We start from the raw sequence: 23,005 nt of genomic DNA, 5'->3' as shown, positions 1-23,005 counted from the left end.
TCAAGGGATTTGCTTCATTCCATTAGAATGAATTATTTTTTCAAGTTGTAGAATGATTTCAATCCACGGTATTCAGCAACTTCACCAAGTTGATCTTCGATACGAAGCAATTGGTTGTATTTAGCAATACGGTCTGTACGTGAAAGTGAACCAGTTTTGATTTGTCCTGCGTTAGTTGCAACTGCGATGTCAGCGATTGTTGAATCTTCAGTTTCACCTGAACGGTGTGATACAACAGCAGTGTAACCAGCTTCTTTCGCCATTTCAATAGCGTCGAATGTTTCAGTAAGAGTACCGATTTGGTTAACTTTGATAAGGATTGAGTTAGCTGCGCCTTCTGCAATACCTTTTTCAAGGTAAGAAGTGTTTGTTACGAAGAAGTCGTCACCAACCAATTGAACTTTACCACCAAGACGTTCAGTAAGAGCTTTCCAACCATCCCAGTCGTTTTCGTCCATACCATCTTCGATAGTGATGATTGGGTATTTGTTTACCAATTCTTCAAGGTAGTCGATTTGTTCTGCAGCAGTACGTACAGCAGCTCCTTCACCTTCGAATTTAGTGTAGTCGTATACTTTACGTTCTTTATCGTAGAATTCTGATGAAGCGCAGTCAAATCCGATAAATACGTCTTTACCAGGAACATATCCAGCAGCTTCGATAGCAGCAATGATAGTTTCTACGCCATCTTCAGTTCCTTCGAAACGAGGAGCAAATCCACCTTCGTCACCAACAGCAGTTTCCAAACCACGAGATTTAAGGATTTTCTTAAGAGCGTGGAAGATTTCAGCACCCCAACGAAGAGCTTCTTTGAATGATGGTGCACCAGCAGGTACGATCATGAATTCTTGGAAAGCGATTGGAGCGTCTGAGTGAGAACCACCATTGATGATGTTCATCATTGGAGTTGGAAGAACTTTAGTGTTGAATCCACCAAGGTAGCTGTAAAGTGGGATTTCAAGGTAGTCAGCAGCAGCACGAGCTACAGCGATAGACACACCAAGGATTGCGTTCGCACCCAATTTACCTTTGTTTGGAGTACCGTCCAAAGCGATCATTGCACGGTCGATAGCTTGTTGGTCACGTACATCGTAACCGATAATAGCTTCAGCGATAACGTTGTTCACGTTGTCAACTGCTTTTTGTGTACCAAGACCGCCGTAACGAGATTTGTCACCATCACGAAGTTCAACTGCTTCGTGTTCACCAGTAGAAGCTCCTGAAGGAACCATACCACGTCCGAAAGCACCTGATTCAGTATAAACTTCTACTTCAAGTGTTGGGTTACCGCGTGAGTCGAGGACTTCGCGAGCGTAAACATCAGTAATAATTGACATTTTGACTCTCCTTATTGTTTAAAATTATTTACTAGTCTATGATACCTCAAAAGCGCTTTTTTTTCAAGGAAAAACAGCAGCTTTGCTTGAAAAATCACAATTTTTGAAATGCAATCGGTTACATCCTATCTTTTTCTTAATGGTTTGAAAATCAGAAATCCTTTATTTATGATATACTAGAAACATGACAGATCTAAATAACATTATCATGGAAAAATCTCAGGGAAATGCTAAGCTCAATCCTGATGAACAGCGCAAATTTCTGGAAACTTTTGAAGAGCGGGTGATTGCTTATTGCTCTATTTCAGATGCAAATTCCTCGCTTCTAAAGCAGCATTTTAAAGAAATAGTTGAGAACATCACTGAAAGCTACCATCCCGTCACAGTCAAAATATCGCCTGAAGTCATATCCAGCCAGCAGGTTTTCTACCTAAAAACCGCCAAAGACTTAGGCTGCGAGGCCACCATTGTCTCCGCCTTTTGCCAATCCTCTCCTTTTGGTTTGGTGATTCATAGCGATCATCCTGTGACCGTGGAAGAAAAGGACTTGAGCAAGCAATTTACCGACATTCTCCACCCAGCAGAAAGTAAACCATCTCCTCACAAGAAAACTTCCCTTTGGAAAAAAATGTTTCATAAATGACAAATTTAGAGAAATTATTTACCTTTTTCGAGGCGGAAAATCAGCGTGACTGGGACATTTATCAAACTTTTTTAGACGAGCATGTCGTCTGGGAGCTGCATGGAGAATCCCCAGAAATTATTCAGGGAAAAGAAGCCTACCTCCACAGGATACAGGAGGCCTATCAGAACAGTTCTGAACAGTTTTGTTGCCAATACTATCACAGCAATGCCGAGCAAAGTCGGATTCTAACAGTTTTGGTCAATGACCACGGAGACCTTTCCTGCGATCTATTTGAATTTGCAAACGGCTTAATCGTCAAAGAAATCGAATATTTACTGAAAAAGAGGCTGGGACAAAAGTCCTAGCCTCTTAATTGTCTTTGGATTGTCGAGCAAGACGCAGTGGTTGAGCGGGCTCTACTACGCTGATTTCATCAGCTTTTACAGCCCTGCTCAACTGTGCGGAGGTGGGACGACGAAATCGAATTCTAACGAATTACCGATTTCTGTCCCACTCTCTTTTTTTGATGGCTAATAGGTTGCCAATATTGCGAGCTGTACGAACCAGATTTTCCCTCGCTTGAGCTAAGGTTACGTCCAAATCCACCACTTGCGAGATAATGGGAAAAGCTGCATGGATATTCTCCCTAGGAAATGGAGGCAAATCATCAGCCAAACTGCCACAGATCGCAAGAACGGGAATCTCTTTTGGCGTCCTCCTTGCGATTCCAACTGGGGCCTTTCCCGCCAAAGACTGCTTATCCATGCGCCCCTCACCGACAACAACCAAGTCCGCTTCTTTAACCCTGCGGTCAAAATCCAACAAATCCAGACAGGTATCAATTCCTGACACGACTTTCCCCTTGGCAAATGTGACCAGCCCTGCTGCCATGCCTCCTCCTGCGCCAGCACCAGCTTGGGTTAAAATCTGCGGATTGGCCAGTTCATAGAACTTCCTCATTTCCTGATCGACAGATGAAAGAAGCCATTCAGACAGGCCTTTCTGTCTTCCAAAGACCTGAGTCGCTCCCTGCTGTCCACATAAAGGGTTGGAAACATCTGTCAAAATTTCGATTTCTATATCATCCAAGCAAATTGAAACACGGTCCGCAGAAATTCGGGCAACTCTCCCTAGAGAAGAGCCGACAGGCCGCAGTCGATGATTATTTTGATCAAAAAATTCATAGCCCAGACCTGCTGCCATACCGATTCCACCATCATTCGTTGCCGAGCCTCCAACACCGACCAGAATCTTCCTGACTCCATTTTCAGCCAGGTGAAGAATCAGCTCCCCCAGACCTCTGGTTTCCAAGCTTAAAGGACTGCGTTTTTCTTTAGGAATTAAAGCCAGTCCCACTAAATCTGCCATTTCAAAGAGAGCGAGCTGGTCTTGTCTTGCATATTTCATTTCGACTGGCTGGCCGAAAGGTCCAGTCACCCAATGGCGAAACTCTTTTAGCTTCATAGCCGAAATCAAGGCAGATACAGTCCCTTCGCCGCCATCTCCAATAGGCAGCAAGTCAAAAGTCGCCTCTGGCAAGGCTTGGGAAAAACCTTCTTTCAAGGCTTCTGCTACCTGAACGGCAGACAAACTTTCCTTAAAAGAATCTGGTGCTAACAAGATATGCATCGTGCCTCCTATTTTTCCTTCCTATCTAAAATATCCATTACTTGATAGAGATCATAAACATTGATTTGATAGGGCGCTTGCTCTCTTACAATTGGCTTGGCATTAAAAGCAATTCCAATACCTGCCGTTTGAATCATAGGCAAATCATTGGCCCCATCCCCCATAGCAATGGTTTGATTTAATTCCAAATTGTTTTCTTGAGCCCATTCTTTCAGCATCTGAACTTTAGTATCTTTGCTAACAATCTCTCCCAACACATGACCTGTCAGCAAGCCATTCTTGATTTCTAAGCGATTGGCCTTTACATAGTCAATTCCTAGCTCTTCAGCCAGTCTATCCACCGTTTCATGAAAACCACCTGACACCAAGCCAACCTTGTAGCCCCGCGCATGCAGCTCATCTACTAATTTTTTAGCGCCAGGTGTGAAATGAATCTTATCAGCTATTTGAGAAAAGATAGTTTCCGTAAGTCCCGCTAAAATTGAAACCCTTTCCCGTAAGGCGGCCTCGAAATCCAATTCTCCGCGCATAGCTCGCTCAGTGATAGCAGCGACTTGCTGCCCAACTCCAGCTTCCTCGCCTAGCAAATCAATGCCCTCTTCCATAATAAGAGTGCTATCTACATCCATAACCAATAAACCTTTGACCTGACTCATCTACTCACCTCATATTTTCTGTGATTTGTTGTATTATACAGGATTTTTAAGTGCAAAACAAGCTAGATTGCAAAGAAAAAAGTTCCCGAAGGAACTTTCTTAGAAGCGAATATTTTCGCGTGTTTTTTCATATGAGTTGATGAAACGAGCTGAAACTCCGGGCTCAACAATATCCAAGGCTTTTGAAATAATTTCCAAAGATTTTGCATAGTCAAATTCAACTTCAAAGGCATGAAGGGATTCATTGAAGGCTGCCTGCACATTATCATCGAAGGAACGATAACGGTTAGAGTATTGTAGCAACTGCTCTGTTAAGGTAGAATTTCGAACGATTCGATATGTCTCTTCTTCCAATTCATTCATTGTATTTGCCAGAATCTCTAACCAGCGGTTAACAGATTCGATATTCACACGAGTTGCCTCCAACTCTCTTGCCAGCTCCTCAATATAGTCGCTTGCTCCAAAGAAAATTGTTAAGAAGGACTCTGGAATACCCGGTAAATTACGTTTTTCCATAAATCGCTTAATCGTATGCAATTTATTAGCGTAAATCGTAACCTTTTGACGGGCATTGACATCGTCTTTTTCGATCTTTTCTAGTTGCTCACCAAGTTCAATCTGTTCATCTTCGATTTCTTTCAATCGGTCTTGAATAGCTTCTAACTCTTCTCTAACCAATGAGAAAGGTTTCTTCATTTCAGCTGTATCTTCAAGTGAAGAGTGAACGACTGCTTCTTGAGCAGATAATTCCGATTTCAAATCTTTGATATGATTTATTTCAGGTTCTGGTAGCAAGAAGGAATGTGATAAACGTTCCATTTCGCTTTGAAGCTGTTGGTTATTCTCTTTAGTGTGTTCTAAATAGTCAGGAAGGTAGTTCACCAACTTCTCAACGACTTTATGAGCCTCAATCTCTCGAGTAAAGATGGCATACAGGGCATCGATTTCCTCTTGAATTTGTTCATTCTCATACAAGGCATTATCCAACTCCAACGCCGCAAGATTTTCTTCATTTCGCTTCAAACTAGCACGAAGTTGTTGGAAACGAGCCTCTAAGTCAGTCTCAATAAAATGATAATTGGTTTCCAATAATTTACGGTAGCCAGACTCCAAATCTTCTAATTGATCTGGTAATTTTTCAGTCAAGTCTTCTACAATTGCTGGAACTTTTTCGACGATCTGTGTCAGTGCCAAGATGCGATCTTCTGTTTTGTCTAAGATTTCTGCCGCTTCCACAGGATCCCCTGAAGAATTGAGAGTAACAAATTGAGAGAAATCAGACTCAATATTTTCCATTTGCTTCTGAATTTCTGCAAGAGCTCGTCCATAAGCATCAGGATTGCTAGCCACAGTATGCTGCAAATTTTCAAATAGATCTAGGGCATGTAAAACTCGTCCGCTATTTTTAGATTCTTGTTTTTTAAGATCTTCTAAAGCTTGACGAATTGCATGAATATCTTCACTAATTAAATCAATTTGGCTTTCAATGTTTTCGATCGCATGCTTGGCTTTGAGGAAACGGAAAGAATTATTGTAGCCCTCTGCCTCAAAGAGATTGTTCTCAATATCAGCAAATGAATTTAAAGAGAGATCTACCCATTTTTGATTCCATTCACGGAAAGTCACTTGACTTTGCCCAATCAAATGTAAATTTTTAACTTCTTCCACTTCATCATTCACGGGAAGATTGTAAAGCTCCTCTTTTTTCTCCTCCAAACTTCGAAGCTTCGCTTCATTTCGTTTTCTCATATAGATAGCAGTAAAATAGCCTAAAATTAATAGTGCTGCTACTACAATAATGAGAATAATCAGTCCATTAGACATATAAAACTCCTTCATTCTTTTACTAAAAAGCAAACATATTGATTATATCACAAATTCAATTGTAATGGTTGTTTTTTCTAACTTTTTAGACATCAAGTGTGCTATATACTGCATTTTTTTCGATAAAGTCACGACGAGGCTCTACACGATCTCCCATCAGCATATCGAAAATCTTATCAGCTTCCGCAGCATCATCAACAGAAACTCGCGCCATTAAACGGTGTTCTGGGTTCATGGTCGTTTCCCACAACTGATGGTCATCCATTTCTCCCAAACCTTTGTAGCGCTGAATCGTCGGCTTAGAGCGACCTTCACTATAGCGCTCGAGAGCAGCTTGCAGTTTTTCTTCTTGATTTGCACCTGGCTGGATGTATTCTTTTACCTCGCTGCCGACCTTGACACCATAGATTGGTGGTTGGGCGATGTAGACATATCCTGCTTCCAGAACCGGCTTCATGTAGCGGTAAATCAAAGTCAGGAGCAAAGTCCGAATGTGAGCTCCATCCACGTCCGCATCGGTCATGATGACTAATTTATGATAGCGAGCCTTGCTAACATCAAAGTCAGCTCCAAAACCAGTTCCCATCGCAGTAAAGAGACTGCGGATTTCTTCATTAGCCAGAATCTTATCCATGCTGGCTTTTTCAACGTTGAGAATTTTACCGCGAATCGGCAAAATAGCCTGAAATTCACGGTTACGCCCAGACTTAGCTGAACCACCCGCTGAGTCCCCCTCCACGATGAAGAGTTCTGTTTCCTGTGGGTTGTTGGACGAGCAATCAGCCAATTTCCCTGGCAGATTGGAAATTTCTAAACCAGACTTCTTGCGGGTTACTTCCCGAGCTCGCTTAGCAGCAATTCTAGCCTTAGAAGCCAAAATTCCCTTTTCAACGATTTTTCGAGCCACCGCAGGATTTTCCAAAAGGAAATCAGAGAAGGCTTCACTGAAGAGGCGATTGGTAATCTTGACGACTTCGCTATTGCCCAGCTTGGTCTTGGTCTGACCTTCAAACTGAGGGTTGGGATGCTTAACAGAGATAACTGCTGTCAGTCCCTCACGCACATCTTCCCCAGTCAGATTGTCCTCATTTTCTTTGAGAAGCTTATTTTTCTTGGCATAGTCATTGATGACCCGTGTCAAGGCGGTCCGGAAGCCTTGCTCATGCGTTCCACCCTCGTGGGTGTGGATATTATTGGCAAAGCTCATGACTGTTTCATGGTAGCCGGTCGTGTACTGCATAGCAACTTCAACCGTAATGTCGTCCATTTCGCCGTCAGTGTAAATCGGTGTATCAAAGATAACATCCTTGTTTTCATTGATGTATTGGACATAGCTGGCAATCCCGCCCTCATAGTGGTAATCCTTGGCCTGCTCCATTCCATCTCGCTTATCTGTGATGGAAATTCTGAGGCCACGATTGAGGAAGGCCAGTTCTTGCACCCGTTTATTAAGCTTCTCAAAGTCAAATTCTACTGTTTCAGTGAAAATCTCTGGATCTGGTGTAAAGTGAACAGTCGTACCTGTACGATCTGTCTCGCCAATGACTTCTAAGTCCGCGACTACATGACCTCGACGGTATTCTTGGTAATGAATCTGGCCGTTTTTATAAACGCGGACATCCAGCTGAGTGGACAGGGCATTTACAACGGAAGATCCCACACCGTGAAGACCTCCTGAAACCTTGTAGCCGCCACCACCGAATTTTCCTCCTGCGTGAAGGACAGTAAAGACGGTTTCTACAGCCGGACGGCCTGTTTTCTCCTGAATATCAACGGGAATTCCTCGACCATCGTCAACAACTGTAATCGAATTATCTTTTTCAATAAAAACTTGAATGTGAGTGGCAAAGCCAGCTAAGGCCTCATCAATCGAGTTGTCAACAATTTCCCATACTAAGTGGTGCAGACCCTCCTTGGAGGTCGAACCGATATACATACCAGGGCGCATCCGAACGGCTTCTAAGCCCTCCAAGACCTGAATCTGACTGGCGTCATATTCTTGCGCTTGTATGTCTTGTTGCTTTTCTTCTGTCATGTTATTCCTTTTCTAGTTCAATATCTACAAATTCTTCAAGATTTTTCATATTATCAAAGAGATAGCAGCTAAATCCTGCCGCCTGACCAGCTTCGATATCAATCGGTCGATCTCCGATAACCAGACCAGACTCAATCTGGTATTTATCTTTTAAATACAGCATAGACTCAGGGTCTGGCTTGCGTTTAAAACCATTAGTAGCTGTCACTACTTCTGTAAAATAAGCACTGATCTTCGTCTTCTGCAAAATCTCTAACACCTGATCATCTCGGTGAGAAATCAAAAAATTTCTACCACCCTGCTGGATAATTTGTGCTAATAATTCTGAAGCTCCCTCAAACAAGATCGGATGTTCTAATTCCTTGGCCTCATTCGCCTTATAAGCCTTTAAAAATTCCTTATTTCCAGGGGCAAACTGGCGGACTGCATAATCTGTTGAGACCTTGAGAGCCTTATAAACTTCATCATGACTCCCAGTCAGACCAAAGTCCTGCAAGGTATGGACAAAAGCTGCGGTTGAAGTCTCATAATTATCCAAGAGAGTCCCACCCAAATCCCAGATGTAATCTTGATAATTCATACCCTTTATTATATCATATTTTTTGAAAAAAAGGGCTTTTATTTATGATGAAATAGCATATTTTCATAGATTTTTCATCCAACTTAGACAGAAAAAATTCACTCGAAAATCGAGTGAATTTTTTACTTCTCAAAAACATCTTTAAAAAGCATAGAACTTGCTAATTGATCCGCATCTCCGCCTAGCTGGTGAACCAACTCATAGGCAAAAGGTAGGGCTGTAGATGGGCCACGGCTGGTGATTAACTTTCCATCTACGACAACGGTCTGCTTCTGATAGCTACCGTTCTCAATGTTGGCTTCCACTCCATCATAGCAAGTGAAGTTCTTGTCATTCAGGAGCCCTGCGCGGTCAAGGGCAATCGGAGCCGCACAGATAGCTGCGACAAATTTACCTTCTGCTTGAAATTCCTGTAGAACTTCCATCAGGCGGTCATCATCTCGCAGATTTGTTGATCCTGGCATACCGCCTGGAAGAACGACCATATCATAAGCAGATAGATTCCCATTCCAGACTTGATCGACTTTGACAGTAATCTGATGAGAACCTGTCACAGCCTCCTCAAAACCAATCATATCACAGATAAAGCCTGCACGACGCAAGACATCGACAACGGTGAGGGCTTCAATTTCTTCAAAGCCATTGGCTAACATGAGAGCTACTTTTTTCATGTACAACACCTTTCTAGGATACAAGGTATCCACTTCTTATTTTATTTTTCTAAGTACAATTTTTTTACGAACAGGCGGAGTCACTGCATGCTTCTCCTCTTCTAGGCTATTTTGATAAGAGACAGACAGTAGGAGACCGATTCCGATGAGATTGCTGACGATGGAGGAGCCACCTTGGGAAATGAAAGGAAGCGGAATCCCTGTCAAAGGCAAAATCCCTGTCACAGCACCAATATTTTCAAAAATATGAAAGAGCAGCATCATAATGAGACCAGTAGAAATATAGGTGTAGAACTGATTGTTGGACTTAATAGTAATCTGAAGCATACGATGAATCAAAAACAGATAAATAACAATCACCAAACTCGAACCAAGAAAACCAAAATCCTCTGCAATCACGGTGAAAATCATATCACTTTCACGGACAGGTACTAGCAGATTTGAGACATTAAATCCTTGACCTAATAAACCTCCACTTCCGATAGCAATCTGTCCCTGTGCCTGCTGATAGGTTACTGTCTGAGCATATTCAAAAGGATGGAGCCAGGCTGAGATCCGATTGATCTGGTAAGTCGGCATCCCTAACCCATGGAGAAAAGCACGGCCACCATTTGAAATAAAGATCAACATAAAGACAGTAAAAAGAAGGGATACTGTCAAGAAAACCGGTAGAATAATCTTCCACGAAACACCAGATAAGAGAACAATACCGCAGTAAATTGCAGCAAATACTAGGGCTGTTCCCAAATCACTCTGCAAGGCCAAAAGTAACAAAACCGGCAAGGTATATAATGCTAATTTTACAATCAAAAAGAGATCTAAAGCAATAGTCCGCTCATAGTTCTTATTTTGCTGCAGAAACTTCACTACAACTCGCGACAGCATCAAAATATATGAAATTTTCATAAATTCAGATGGCTGAAAGAGGGTAACACCGCGAATAGATACCCAGTTTTTCGCCCCTGTAGAAGCCACTAAGCTCTCACTATAAAATACAAGTGGAAGAACCATAAGTCCTAAGCCTAAAACATACAGAAAAGGCGTCATCTTCCAAAGAAACTTAGTGTTAAAAAACATAACGATAAAGCTAATCAGAAAGCCTAATAAAATCCAAACCACTTGCTGACCAACAATCTGCAAGACATTATTTGGATAATCATGACTAACCGCTATATAAATAGCCGTAACTCCGATTGATAGTAAGAGCAAGACAGGTAAAAGCAAGCTGTAATCAATCCGAGACTCAAATGTTCTTTGCTGTGAAGGCATAATTTTCCTTTCTTACAAAAAATATTGGATAATCAAGCTAGAAACTGCGACGCAGAACCAAGCAAAAGCTCCGGTTAATAAAGGACCCGCTCCAGCTTCCTTGAACTGTTTGAATGAAACCTTGGCTCCAATCCCGGCTAAGGCCATAGCCATCAGCCATTGGGACAACAGCTTCGTGTAAGGAACTAGATTTGATGGGAAAATTCCCAAACTACTCACTACAGAAGCCAAGACAAACCACAAAATAAACCAAGGAAAAATCTTCTTGAGGTCTACTTTTTGAGCTGACCGCTTATCTCGGACATATCGATAGCCTGCAAAGATGAGACAGGCGGGTACAATCATCAAGGCTCGGCTCAGTTTGACAATGGTTGCCAAATCTCCCGCCGCTTGACTGTAAGTATAACCTGCCGCAACGACTGACGAAGTATCATTGATGGCCGTCCCTGCCCAAGTTCCAAAATATCCATCGGACATCTGCATGAGATGACCCAAAAAAGGAAAGATAAAAACAGCTAAAATATTGAAAAAGAAGATGGTTGAAATGGAAAGAGCAATCTCCTCTTCTTCTGCTTCTAAAATGGGCGAAGCTGCTGCAATAGCTGAACCACCACAAATTGCCGTTCCAAAGCCAATCAAAATGGTTAAAACACGTCTCATATTGAAGAACTTTCCAGCGGCATAAGCCGCTAAAAAAGCAATCAAAATAGTCAAAATACTAATCTTTAAAGAGGAAAGACCCGTTGCAGAAACCTTGCCGATTGACATGGAAAAACCTAAAAAGATAATAGAATATTGAAGCAGTTTCTTTCCTGAATAGGTCAAACCCGGCTGAAAGGCATCTGGAAGTTTCCATAAATTACTGAGCAAAATTCCTAAAACGATGGCAAATACACTGGATCCAATCAGCGGAAACCAAGTCCCTAAACAAATGGAAACAGCCGCTATCGCAAATGATAGAGCAATTCCTGGTAGATTCTTTTTCACGTCATAACCTTCTTCCTATTCTTTTCATTATAGCAGATTTTTGGCATCAGTAGCCGAGAAAATTTGCAATCATTTAGAAAAACAGCCAGATAAAATTGACTGTTTTCAAGCAGTTTTAGTCGAAAAATTCTTTTAATTCCTTTAAAATATCCCGCTGCGACAGCATTTCTAGAGATGCCAGCTGATTTAGATTTTGCTGGATTTGCCGACCGTAGCGCTTGGTTGAAATACGCTTGTCTAGAAGAATAACCGCCGACTTCTGGTGTTCATTGCGACGGGTTCGCCCCATGGCCTGCTTCAATCGTAAAATAGCTGACGGCAACTGATAATCGTAAAAAGGATTTTTGCCTTCTGCCTTCAGATGATGATTGATTTTTTGCACAAAGAAATCTTTGGGATTATCAAAAGGAATCCGCGTGATGAGCTGAATGATTTGCTCTTGCTGAGCAAAATCTGCTCCTTCCCAGAAACTGCCTGCCCCCAGCAAGATAGGTGCCTCTCCCTTGTCAAAGCGACGCTTGATATTGGCTGGCTCGCCGTTCTTATACTGGGCCAAATGTGGCAAGGTCAGCTGGTCTGAAGTGGCCAGCAATAAATCCTTGGAGGTAAATAGAACCACTATAGGCAGATTCAGTGGAGCCAAGCTCTCCAAACTTGCGACAATCCTCTCAGCATATTCCTGCGTTGATAACTCCACCACATCTGGAAAATCTAGATCTAAGAAAAGTTTCTGCAGGGGCTTTTTTTGCTGAGGAAGTTTATAAAAATGATAATCCTCAAAACCTAGTAATTGAGGCAAATTCACCTTGGAACTAATCTCCAAAGTAGAGGAGACTAAGATAACCTTGACGGTATCAGGCAGGAAATCCTTAAATCTCATGAGTTCTGAGCGCCCAGCATGAAGCCTTGTCACCCGATGATCTGCAAATTGTTCTTCCGTTAGCCAATAGTATTGGTACTTGGTTGAAAACAATTCCCTGAGCTCTGGCAATAAGCTCTCATCCAGCTCAGACACATCCTGACGCAGCTTGGCTATCTTCTTGGAATCCAATTCACTGGTCTTACCCCTCTGCTTTTCGGCAGCATCTGCCAGTTCAAATTGGATGCTTTGCAAGAGGCGTTCTTGTAAAATCCGTTTTTCTGTCTGCAGAGCCTGACTGATAGTTTGCAATTGCTTGGTCAAATTGATACTGGCCTGCGAAAAACTTTCCAAGGCAAAAAACATTTTTTGAGCCTCGTCCACCACCAACATCCGATTGTCCAGCAAAGACTGGTCATCTTCTAGGCGCGTCAAAAGATAAGCATGATTGGTAATCACGACACGACTGCTAGCTGCCTTGACCTGCCCCAGTCGCCAAAAATCCTCTTCATAAAAGAGCGAATACTTACTTAATTTCCCATCATGGCGTATCTGGCTAAAGTAAGACTCGAAACGATAAGCCTGACCGATTTCATTTAAATCACCCGTCTCCGTCTCTGTCAGCCATACCAAGAGCTGCATTTTGCAACGATTAACAAGTCGATTATCGTCCAGTACCGATAGACTTTGATAAAAATGATCTAAGTTCAGATAATTTTCGGGACTTTTGAGATTATGAAAGGAGATATGAAAGACTTCCTCTAAGAGTCGGCCTTCCTTTTGCATCAGCTGATCCTGTAAAATCTTCGTCGGAACGGTCACCAAGACTCTTTCCCGACCATGAGCCAAAATAGGCAATAAATAACCAAAAGTCTTGCCAAGCCCTGTCTGGGCCTCCAAAAAGCTAGCCGCAGTCTGACTAAGCGCCTCACTAACATACTGCGCAAATCTCAGCTGCTCAGGACGCTCGTCCAGCCCCAGCAGATAAAGGTTGGTCAGAAAATCCTGCGAAAGTTTCTTTTCTGGCGGCAGAATTCTCGGCTTTTTCAAAAAGATGCCATGCGTCTCCTGCAAAGCCTGACCAGAATCATCTGGCATCGACTGAAAAATCTCTTCGATCGCTAGCCGTGACTCATAGATGAGACTATCGGAAAATTCCAGCACCTTCTCTAGTAAAGCCTTCGGCAGTCCAGCCATCTTATTCTGGATTTTTAGAAATAGCTGAGCTGTCGCCTGAGCATCTGCCAAAGCGGTATGAGCATTTTCCAGAGGAATCTCCAGAAGCTCGCATAGATTTCCTAAGGCATATTTATCAAAAGTCGGGTAGAAAACCTGAGCCAGTTCCACCGTATCCACTCTCGGAGTCAGCAGGTCAAAGCCTTCCCAAAAGAGAGCTTCCGCCAATAGATTGGCATCAAACTTGACATTATGGGCGACAAAAATCGCATCCTCAATCAGCTCGTAAACTTCACGGGCAACCTGTGAGAAATCCGGAGCTTGACGCAAGCGCTGATCATCCAATCCTGTCAGCTGTTTAATATGCTCATCCAGATCCTCATGCGGATTCACATCTGTTTCATACGTTTGGCAAATCACCCCGTTTTCAATGATGACAATGCCGATTTGAATAATTTTTGCATTGCTGTTCGCACTTGTAGCCTCCAAGTCGATGACAGCATATTTATAGTTCGATTGTGTCATACTGCTATGATTATATCACAAATGCCAGCCTGAGACATCTGAAAATAAGCTGAGCCTCAAAATAAATTTTGTGCAAAATTTCTGCTTTTTTGTTACACTCTTTATTGAGAAAACATACACAGAGGAAGCCCAATGAAAGTTCACAAAATTGTCAATCTCATCGCTTTTGAAAACACTTATATACTTGAAAATGACCGTCATGTCATCGTAGTTGACCCCGGCAGCGACTGGCGGAAGATCCAACGCAAGCTAGAAGAAATTGCTAAGCCCATCACAGCTATTTTGCTGACTCATACGCATTACGATCATATTATGAGTCTGGATAAGGTCCGAGATAACTTTGCCAATCCGCCCGTCTATGTAGCGGAGAGCGAAGCAAGCTGGCTCTATACTCCTACTGATAATCTTTCAGGTCTTGACCGCCATGCAGATTTGGAAGACGTCATTCTCAGACCTGCCGAACATTATTTCACCTATCACCAAGACTACCAACTAGACGACTTTCATTTCTATGCTGTTCAGACACCTGGTCATTCTATTGGAGGAGTTTCCATTATTTTCCTAGAAGAGCAAGTCGTCCTGACTGGTGATGCCCTCTTCCGTGAAACCATCGGTCGTACAGATCTACCGACTGGCAGCATGGACCAGCTCCTTACTGGTATCCGCGAAGAATTATTTGTCTTGCCCAAAGACTATCGTGTCTATCCCGGCCATGGAAATGACACAACGATTGGTCACGAAAAGAATTTCAATCCATTTTTCTAATAAACTAATAACGAGGCAGAAATCAAGACTGCCTCATTTTTTATCTAGTAAATGACTATTTCTACATCTGCAGATGAAATTAGAATGAAAAGTCAGGAAATTGCCTCTATGACTCCCATGTCTTTTCGCTTTTTGCTTATTATGATATACTTAGTCCATAGAAAACAAAGGATGGCCTTCATGATGGATAAAAGAAAAATTTGGTTAATTCTGCTGGCTATTTCAGCTATACTAACTCTCCTTGGATTAGGTTTTTCTGCTTATAATTTTTATGTTTTTGACAAGCCTTTTCTAAACAGTACCACAAAAGGCCTCCTGTCTGCATTCTTTTTTACCCTCATTATAATCAGCCTGGGCCTATCGAAAACAAAGCGATAGCAGTAATTTATATTTTTAATACAATAAAAAAACAAACACCACATGATGTTTGTTTTCAATCCGAACAGCCTTTGTAGGCTGTTTTTTTATTAAATCTTCAAGAAGCGTCTCATAGAAATGGATGAACCAAGTGAACCGATAAAGATTCCCAATACTGATACAGCCCCAATCATAGCAGGGACAAACAAGTGTGGCTCAATCATGGAAAGATTTTGCGCAACGAGATTTTTATTCATGGTTTGATAGGCCATATTATAACCAAAATAAACTAAGACCACTGGTAAAACTGAACCTAGCAAACCGATCCAAGCGCCTTCAAATAGGAAGGGACCGCGGATATAGCTATTTTTTGCACCCACTAAGCGCATAATCTGAATCTCACGACTCCGTGAAATAATAGTAATCCGAATGGTATTGGAAATCAGGAAGACTGCAATAAAGATGAGCAAGCCTGCCCCTACTAGTCCCCATACTCGGATAAAATCAGATAAGGCAAAGAGTTTTTGCGTATTAGCTCCACCATCCTGCACTTCCGAAACGCCTTCCAGCTTCTTGGCTTCTGCCGCAACAGAATCTACGTATTTATGCTCTGTCGTGTCGACAATGTAAGCATCATAAAGTGGGTTTGAATCCCCCTCGAAGACCTTCCACTCACTTCCCATTGTCTCTGTCAGCTTTTCATACTGTTCTTCTTTACTTGAATAAGTAACCTTTGAGACATAATCCATCGAAGTTAGGGCGTCATAAATCTTATGGTAATCATTATTTTTAACGGTCTGACCTTCTTTAACGATTGTTTTGCTGTTGTCAGCGATGTCTTTACGCATATAGACAACAATACGAACGTTGTTTGAAATATCAGACGCTAGCTTTGCGGTATTTAAAATAACAGAGGCAAAGATAGCGACTAAACTGAGAGTAATCGTAACTGAACTCACAGCTGCGACTGTCATCCAACCATTCCGCTTAAGGCTCTTAAGCGATTCAATCAAATGACGGAAAAACCTTCTAATCATCGTATCCGTATTCTCCTTCCGCCTCATCACGCACCACACGACCATTTTCGATAGCAATGACGCGGTGACGTAGGGTATTTACAATCTGACTATTGTGAGTTGCCATCAGGACTGTAGTTCCTTGCAGGTTAATGCGCTCCAGCAAATTCATGATTTCCCATGAATTATCTGGGTCCAAGTTACCAGTCGGCTCGTCAGCAATCAAGACCTGAGGATTGTTAACAATAGCACGCGCAATTGCAATCCGTTGCTGTTCTCCCCCTGATAACTCATTCGGGAAGGAGCGAACCTTATGCTTAAGGCCAACCAGATCCAAAACTTCCATGACGCGTTTCTTGATATTTCTACGACGCTCACCGATAACTTCCATAGCATAGGCAATATTCTCATAAACGGTCTTTTTAGGAAGTAATTTATAGTCTTGGAAAACCACTCCAACTCTACGACGTAGCATTGGAATATCCCGTTTCTTGATTTTTCCCAAGTTAAACCCTGCTACAGCAAGGTTTCCTTTATCGATTTTAATTTCACGATAGAGGAGTCGAATAAAGGTTGATTTACCTGCTCCTGATGGACCTACAATATAGGCAAATTCACCTGGTTCGATACGTATAGATACACCACGTAGAGCAGTTGTCCCGTTGTCATACTTTTTAACAACGTCTTTCATTTCAATCATTGACATGAATTAGTACAATTCCTTTCATCAGAGTTTTTATCTAGCGATTTCACTCTGTTTTTAGTTGAGTCTCCATTTCAAATAAGCATCAATAAATCCGTCTAAGTCTCCGTCCATGACCTTATCCACCTGAGCTACTTCATAGCTGGTTCGATGATCTTTGACCATGGTATAAGGAGTAAAGACATAAGAACGAATCTGACTGCCCCAAGAAATCTCTTTTTTATCTCCCTTGAGTGAGTCGACTTCTGCCGCTTTTTTCTCTTGTTCCAGCTGATAGAGCTTAGCCTGCAACATTTTCATAGCTCGGTCTCGGTTGCCATACTGGGTCCGGTCAACGGTAGACTGTACGACAATTCCTGTCGGAATATGGGTCAATCGCACACCAGTTGATACCTTATTGACGTTCTGTCCGCCGGCTCCGCCTGAACGGAAAGTATCCATCTTAATGTCATCATCACGGACTTCTACTTCAATAGTATTGTCCAACTCTGGCATAACCTCTACTGAAGTAAAGGAAGTATGACGACGTTTCGCCGAGTCAAATGGCGAAATCCGAACCAAGCGGTGAACGCCCATTTCTGACTTGAGTAGACCGTAAGCATGCGGCCCTTCAAAGGAAAGAGTCACTGACTTAATACCAGCCTCATCGCCAGCCTGATAGTCCAAGACTTCTACTTTGAAGCCCTTGGCATTGCCGTAGCGCGTGTACATCCGTAGCAACATATCGCCCCAATCCTGAGCCTCTGTTCCACCAGATCCTGGGTGAATTTCAAGAATAGCGTTGTTATTATCATAAGGCTCCGACAGCAAGAGAGTCATCTCATAGCTGGTCATCATTTTCTCAAGCTCGGTCAACTTTTCTTCCAGCTCTTCCTGAACCGAGTCGTCCTCAGCCAGAAAATCAAGCAAGATTTCCGATTCATCAAAAAGCTCGGTCATCTGATGAAAATTTTCATAGGTTTGCTTGAGTTCATTGAGCTCTTGAGATGTCTTTTGGGCTGCAATGTTGTCATCCCAAAAGTCGGGTTCTGTCATCTTATTTTCTAAGATGGCAATTTCTTCTTCCAGACCTTCTAAGTCAAAGAGACCCCCTGAAAGAAGCTAATTTTTCACGATTTGCGTCAATCTTTTGACGAATTTCTGAAATGTCCATAAATACCTCTTTTCATATATCGTTTTATTATAACACATTTTCAGACATTTGCCTAATCGGATAATGAAGCACCTTCATTTTATACAATTTTTAATGGATAGGCAAGAATGGGAGCGGCTTGTTACGGAATTGTTAAAAAAGTAATATAATGACATGGGGTTGGAAAAATTATTCTGGATTACAAGGTTTTAATAATCTATTAGGTATTCGAATAGAGGTAAGTCTCTCCATAAGACGCTTAAGCATTTCCAAGTTTTACAAAATATGCTAGACTAAAACCATGACAAGAATCGGATTTATGAGCGACCTCCATCTGGACTCCAATCAGTTTGGAGATTTTGAGCAGCAAACTCTCCGCCAGCTTTTAAAAGAGGAAGGGGTTGGCCACCTACACATCGCTGGAGATCTATCTAACGACCTGAACAAGATCAGTCTGCCTTTCATTGAAGACTTGAAGAAAGATTTTCCCATTTCTTTTAATCTTGGAAATCACGATATGCTGGGACTTTCTGAGCAAGAAATTTCAAACCATGATTTTCAGATCCAGCAGTTTGGTCAGACCATGCTCGTCAGCTTTTCTGGCTGGTATGACTACAGCTTTGTTCCAGAAAAAAGCAAGGAAGAGCATCTGAGAACTAAGACTAATTTCTGGTTTGACCGCAGATTGGAACGTCAACTCGACGACCCTAGCATTACAGCTCAGACGCTGCAAGAGTTGGAAAAACTGCTGATGACTTTAGATGGTCCCATTATTGTCGCTCTGCATTTTGTTCCCCATCAAGACTTTCTATACGACCATCCCTACTTCCAGCGCTTCAACGCCTTCCTAGGAAGCCAAGCTTTTCATCGGATCTTTGTCAAATACAAGGTGAAAGAGGTAGTTTTCGGCCATCTCCACCACCGCCACCAAAGCCGTATTATCGAAGGTGTCCGCTACCATATGCGTCCTCTAGGCTACATCCGCGAATGGAAACTGACTCGGAACTTTTTTAATGACTTTCCTCAGTATCAAATTCCCCAGATGCACCGTCTGCACAAGCGTTATAATGCTGTTAAAGATTTAGTCGAATTTCTAGACTATAAGAAAAAACACTTGGCAGATGAACTGCGAGATGCTGTAACGGTGATTGAAGTTCAGTAATGGAATGTTTGAATAGCAGCTCTCAGCTCATCTGAGAGCTGTTTTTTGCTGTCTAACTGCACATAGACTTCTAATAAACAAGAGCGAAAATTGGAAAAAGCAATGAAGTCTTGGTTGCTTTCCAATGGGAAATTCTGTGATTGAAGCCACAGTCTGAATTCATGCTGCAACAGTTTTTCCTTTAAAACAGCTTGATAGAGCACCTGGGCTAAGCGCCAGTCCTCATCATTTCCGAAACGGACCGAAACTCTTTTAAAAACTTGATAAATGACCTCTAAAACCTCTGGCATCCTACTGGAGGGAAAGTCCGGATGACAGACCACTTCCGTCAATAAGTCTGCTCCATGAGCGAAGGCATGAACCCAACCGTATTTCCTGGAGTAACCTCTTGTGTCTCTTTCTACTGACAAATAACTTAGCCCCTTATCTAGTAAATAGGTTCTTTCTTGTACTGATAAAGCCTGATAATACAAAGAGTTTGGATTACCATCACAGTTTAAGAGATTAGCGTAAAGCAAAGCCGTGAAGGAACGTGTTAAGGTGGCTTGACCATTTTTATCACTCTCGTAAAAAAGTTCTTGTCTTTTGACTGCTTCTTGAGCCAAGAAACGAAACTGTTCAACTGAAAACAAATCAGCCTGAAGTCCCCTTGCAAAGGACGAAAAGACCAACTCATCACGGATTGTCGCTTCTGGATGACCAATATGATCCAGCAACCATAAGATTTCTTCTTCACAATATAAAGGAGAAGCTTCTTCCAACTTCTTTCGTAAATTTTGATACATACTTTCACCGTCCTTTCGAGTTGAACTCTTTGAAGTTGATTATAACCCCTTGTACGCAAAAAAGCCATCCGCAGATGGCTTTTTGCTGTTAAATAGCATTCTTGTCCATACCCAATTTACGTTGGATGAACTTAACAATTTCAACAATGATAATCATTGAGAAACTGCCGATCAGGACAACAGCCCATTGAGTCACATCTAACTTGGTCACATGGAAAATCTTTTCCAACGGATCAATCACAATGGTTGAAACCAATAGAATGAAAGAAACCAGAATAGACCAGTTAAAGGTCTTAGACTTAAACGGTCCAACTGTAAAGATAGATTGGTAAACAGATTTCACATTGTAAGCATGGAAGAGCTGAATAAGGCCAAGAGTCGCAAAGGCCATGGTAAGGGCATCCGCATGGATCGCTTTTACATCACCAATATGTACAGGATTAGCAATAGCATAGCCATAAACTGCCAACACTAGAGCACCTTGCAGCAGTCCTTGATAGATGATGGAACTCATGACACCACCAGAGAAGAAGCTAGACTTACGGCCACGAGGCTTGTGAGTCATGACACCTGGCTCAGCAGGCTCAACTCCCAGAGCAATAGCTGGGAAAGTATCCGTTACCAAGTTGATCCAAAGCAGATGAACTGGTTGCAAGACATCCCAACCAAAGAGGGTTGCCAAGAAAATAGTCAGCACTTCAGCTGTATTAGCTGAAAGGAGATACTGGATGGTCTTTTGAATGTTTGAGAAGACCTTACGTCCTTCTTCAACTGCGACGATAATTGTCGCAAAGTTATCATCCGCCAGAATCATGTCAGAAGCTCCCTTAGAAACCTCTGTACCAGTGATTCCCATACCGATACCGATATCGGCTGTCTTCAGAGCTGGTGCGTCATTGACACCATCACCTGTCATGGCAACGACCTTACCTTGGTTTTGCCAAGCTTTGACAATCCGTACCTTATGCTCAGGTGAAACTCGGGCATAGACAGAGTATTGACCAACTACTTTTTCGAATTCTTCATCTGAAAGTTCGTTGAGCTCAGCACCTGTCAAGACATGATCTTCCGTATCTCCTGCTTCAATGATTCCCAAGCGCTTAGCGATAGCTTCAGCTGTATCCTGATGGTCACCGGTAATCATAATCGGACGAATACCAGCTTCCTTGGCTACACGAACAGCTTCTGCTGCTTCTGCACGTTCTGGGTCAATCATACCGATTAAACCAGTAAAGATTAAATCATTTTCTAGATTTTCAGAAGTTAGGTCAGCCGGAACTGCATCAATAATCTTGTATGCGCCAGCCAGCACACGCAGAGCTTGGTGAGCCATTTCAAAGTTATTAGACTTGATTAGCTGTGATGTAGCATCATCAATCGCTGCAATATCTCCAGCCTTATCACGGGAAACACAACGTTTCAAGAGTTGATCTGGCGCTCCCTTGACCGCCACGAGGAACTTCCCATCTGGCAATGGGTGAACAGTTGACATAAGCTTACGGTCTGAGTCAAATGGCAGCTCAGCCACACGAGGATATTTCTCTAAAAATCCTTTAACATCATAGCCCTTGTCCAAGGCATACTGGATGAAGGCTGTTTCTGTCGGATCACCAATTAGCTTGCCTTCTTGGTCAATCTTAGTATCATTGGCTAAGACAACCGAACGCAAGAGCGGCAGCTCCAAGCCAAGTTCAATATCTTGTCCAGCTTCATTCAAGACTCCGTCATAAAAGACTTTTTCGACCGTCATCTTATTCATGGTTAGGGTACCTGTCTTATCTGAAGCGATAATCTCAGTTGATCCCAAAGTCTCAACAGCTGGAAGCTTACGGACAATCGAATTCCGCTTAGCCAGAACCTGTGTTCCCAAAGCTAAAACGATAGTAACGATAGCTGGCAGACCTTCTGGAATCGCCGCAACCGCAAGAGCAACCGAAGTCATCAGTTCACCAAGCGGATCTTTTCCTTGAATGAAAACGCCGACTACAAAGGTCACCGCAGCAATTACCAAGATAGCATATGTCAGAACCTTAGACAGGCTATTGAGGTTTTGCTTGAGCGGTGTGTCCGTTTCATCTGCATCTTGCAACATGCCTGCGATATGGCCGACTTCAGTGTACATCCCAGTATTGACAACAACCCCTACTCCTCGACCGTAAGTGACATTGGAGTTTTGGAAGGCCATATTGACCCGGTCGCCGATACCAGCATCAGCAGCTACTGCAACAGTCAAATCTTTCTCAACTGGCACAGACTCACCTGTCAGAGCGGCTTCTTCGATTTTCAGGGAATTAGCTTCCAACAGTCGCATATCTGCTGGGACAACATCACCGGCTTCCAGTCGAACGATATCTCCAGGTACCAAGTCCTTAGAATCTACTTCTGTGACATGGCCATCACGCAGGACACGCGCAGCTGGACTGGACATAGATTTGAGAGCCGCAATGGCTTCTTCAGCCTTACCTTCTTGGTAGACACCAAAAATAGCATTGATGATGACCACGGCTAGGATAATGATAGCATCTGCAATATCCTCTCCACCTGACGTCACAACAGACAAGATAGCCGCTACCAACAAGATGATAATCATCAAATCCTTGAACTGCTCAATGAATTTCATCCAGAGAGTCTTTTGCTCTCCTTCTTCCAATTCATTGCGACCGTAGTCCGCCAAACGTTGCTGGGCTTGGCTGCTGGTCAACCCTTGTTCGGAAGCTTCCATTGCTTGCAAAACTTCCTCAGGACTTTGCGTATAAAAAGCTTGACGCTTTTGTTCTTTTGACAAAATGTCTCCTCCTTTTGATGGGCCTCTTTCAAAATAAACAAAAAAGAGACCTGTTTATTAACAAGTCTCGCTATTTCATACAAGGCCGGAAATTTCTTTCGTATTGACGACCTTGTAACGGTAAAAC

The 23,005-nt window shown here is 42.5% G+C and carries 19 protein-coding genes; 4 read left to right on the top strand and 15 right to left on the bottom strand.

All coding sequences use genetic code 11. The annotated features are described in order from the left end of the window. Positions 1–32 precede the first annotated feature (32 nt). Positions 33–1,337 carry a surface-displayed alpha-enolase gene (gene eno, locus PAN94_RS05905; protein ID WP_015604660.1) on the bottom strand — a complete coding sequence of 435 codons (1,305 nt, stop codon included), beginning with the start codon at positions 1,335–1,337 and terminating at the stop codon, positions 33–35. 184 nt (positions 1,338–1,521) lie between these two features. On the opposite strand from eno, the gene PAN94_RS05900 reads away from it, so the two are divergent. Both PAN94_RS05900 and PAN94_RS05895 read left to right on the top strand, forming a co-directional pair. Then, entirely contained in the window at positions 1,522–1,980 is a 459-nt protein-coding gene (locus tag PAN94_RS05900) for a DUF1694 domain-containing protein (RefSeq protein WP_285875106.1), read from the top strand. Then, entirely contained in the window at positions 1,977–2,327 is a 351-nt protein-coding gene (locus PAN94_RS05895; protein ID WP_285875105.1) for a nuclear transport factor 2-like protein, read from the top strand. The genes PAN94_RS05900 and PAN94_RS05895 overlap by 4 nt, the downstream gene beginning before the upstream one ends. A 130-nt stretch (positions 2,328–2,457) precedes the next feature. Here the strand turns inward: PAN94_RS05895 and PAN94_RS05890 are convergent, their stop codons facing one another. From PAN94_RS05890 to PAN94_RS05850, 9 genes are all read right to left on the bottom strand, one after another. Beyond that, positions 2,458–3,591 carry a glycerate kinase family protein gene (locus PAN94_RS05890; RefSeq protein ID WP_285875104.1) on the bottom strand — a complete coding sequence of 378 codons (1,134 nt, stop codon included), beginning with the start codon at positions 3,589–3,591 and terminating at the stop codon, positions 2,458–2,460. A gap of 8 nt (positions 3,592–3,599) precedes the next feature. Next, on the bottom strand, positions 3,600–4,247 hold the full coding sequence (serB, locus tag PAN94_RS05885) for a phosphoserine phosphatase SerB (protein WP_285875103.1): 648 nt from the start codon (positions 4,245–4,247) through the stop codon (positions 3,600–3,602). Positions 4,248–4,346: 99 nt separating this feature from the next. Beyond that, positions 4,347–6,071: a septation ring formation regulator EzrA gene (gene ezrA / locus PAN94_RS05880; RefSeq protein WP_148888057.1), complete on the bottom strand. Its 1,725-nt coding sequence runs from the start codon at positions 6,069–6,071 to the stop codon at positions 4,347–4,349. 85 nt (positions 6,072–6,156) lie between these two features. Next, positions 6,157–8,106: a DNA topoisomerase (ATP-hydrolyzing) subunit B gene (gene gyrB, locus PAN94_RS05875; RefSeq protein ID WP_285875102.1), complete on the bottom strand. Its 1,950-nt coding sequence runs from the start codon at positions 8,104–8,106 to the stop codon at positions 6,157–6,159. 1 nt (position 8,107) lies between these two features. Next, positions 8,108–8,686: an HAD-IA family hydrolase gene (locus PAN94_RS05870; protein ID WP_285875101.1), complete on the bottom strand. Its 579-nt coding sequence runs from the start codon at positions 8,684–8,686 to the stop codon at positions 8,108–8,110. Between the two features lie 122 nt (positions 8,687–8,808). Then, on the bottom strand, positions 8,809–9,357 hold the full coding sequence (locus tag PAN94_RS05865; RefSeq protein ID WP_285875100.1) for a DJ-1 family glyoxalase III: 549 nt from the start codon (positions 9,355–9,357) through the stop codon (positions 8,809–8,811). A 36-nt stretch (positions 9,358–9,393) separates the two neighbouring features. Continuing rightward, positions 9,394–10,626: an FtsW/RodA/SpoVE family cell cycle protein gene (locus PAN94_RS05860; RefSeq protein WP_285875099.1), complete on the bottom strand. Its 1,233-nt coding sequence runs from the start codon at positions 10,624–10,626 to the stop codon at positions 9,394–9,396. Between the two features lie 12 nt (positions 10,627–10,638). Next, positions 10,639–11,613 carry a YeiH family protein gene (locus PAN94_RS05855; RefSeq protein ID WP_285875098.1) on the bottom strand — a complete coding sequence of 325 codons (975 nt, stop codon included), beginning with the start codon at positions 11,611–11,613 and terminating at the stop codon, positions 10,639–10,641. A 115-nt stretch (positions 11,614–11,728) separates the two neighbouring features. Continuing rightward, a complete protein-coding gene (locus PAN94_RS05850) occupies positions 11,729–14,173 on the bottom strand; it encodes a bifunctional DnaQ family exonuclease/ATP-dependent helicase (protein ID WP_285875097.1) in 2,445 nt (814 codons plus the stop codon). Positions 14,174–14,305: 132 nt separating this feature from the next. Here PAN94_RS05850 and PAN94_RS05845 point away from each other — a divergent pair, with 132 nt between their 5' ends. After that, the gene (locus PAN94_RS05845; RefSeq protein ID WP_285875096.1) at positions 14,306–14,938 is read left to right on the top strand and encodes an MBL fold metallo-hydrolase; all 633 of its coding nucleotides are present in this window, start codon (positions 14,306–14,308) and stop codon (positions 14,936–14,938) included. A 467-nt stretch (positions 14,939–15,405) separates the two neighbouring features. On the opposite strand, the gene ftsX is transcribed toward PAN94_RS05845, so the two are convergent. From ftsX to prfB, 3 genes are all read right to left on the bottom strand, one after another. Next, positions 15,406–16,332 carry a permease-like cell division protein FtsX gene (gene ftsX / locus PAN94_RS05835; RefSeq protein WP_285875094.1) on the bottom strand — a complete coding sequence of 309 codons (927 nt, stop codon included), beginning with the start codon at positions 16,330–16,332 and terminating at the stop codon, positions 15,406–15,408. Next, complete coding sequence (gene ftsE, locus PAN94_RS05830) at positions 16,325–17,017, bottom strand: cell division ATP-binding protein FtsE (protein WP_148876345.1); 693 nt, start codon at positions 17,015–17,017, stop codon at positions 16,325–16,327. The genes ftsX and ftsE overlap by 8 nt, the downstream gene beginning before the upstream one ends. A gap of 54 nt (positions 17,018–17,071) precedes the next feature. Then, positions 17,072–18,167 (bottom strand): peptide chain release factor 2 gene (gene prfB / locus PAN94_RS05825; protein ID WP_285875093.1). Its coding sequence is split into 2 segments (ribosomal slippage): positions 17,072–18,094 and positions 18,096–18,167, totalling 1,095 coding nucleotides; the frame shifts between segments, so codons are not numbered across the junction. A 280-nt stretch (positions 18,168–18,447) separates the two neighbouring features. Between prfB and PAN94_RS05820 the strand changes: the two genes are divergently transcribed. Continuing rightward, positions 18,448–19,308 (top strand): metallophosphoesterase, encoded by an 861-nt coding sequence (locus PAN94_RS05820; protein ID WP_285875092.1) that lies wholly within the window; start codon positions 18,448–18,450, stop codon positions 19,306–19,308. On the opposite strand, the gene PAN94_RS05815 is transcribed toward PAN94_RS05820, so the two are convergent. Both PAN94_RS05815 and PAN94_RS05810 read right to left on the bottom strand, forming a co-directional pair. After that, positions 19,302–20,093 (bottom strand): DUF2785 domain-containing protein, encoded by a 792-nt coding sequence (locus PAN94_RS05815; RefSeq protein WP_285875091.1) that lies wholly within the window; start codon positions 20,091–20,093, stop codon positions 19,302–19,304. The two genes, PAN94_RS05820 and PAN94_RS05815, sit on opposite strands and share 7 nt — an antisense overlap. Before the next feature lie 88 nt (positions 20,094–20,181). Further along, a complete protein-coding gene (locus PAN94_RS05810) occupies positions 20,182–22,878 on the bottom strand; it encodes a cation-translocating P-type ATPase (protein ID WP_285875090.1) in 2,697 nt (898 codons plus the stop codon). Positions 22,879–23,005: the final 127 nt, after the last annotated feature.

It is taken from the genome of Streptococcus sp. SC1, from assembly GCF_030272855.1.
Classification (GTDB): Bacteria; Bacillota; Bacilli; order Lactobacillales; family Streptococcaceae; genus Streptococcus.
The sequence above is the reverse complement of the archived record's forward strand: the minus strand, read 5'-3'. Positions and strand labels throughout refer to the sequence as shown.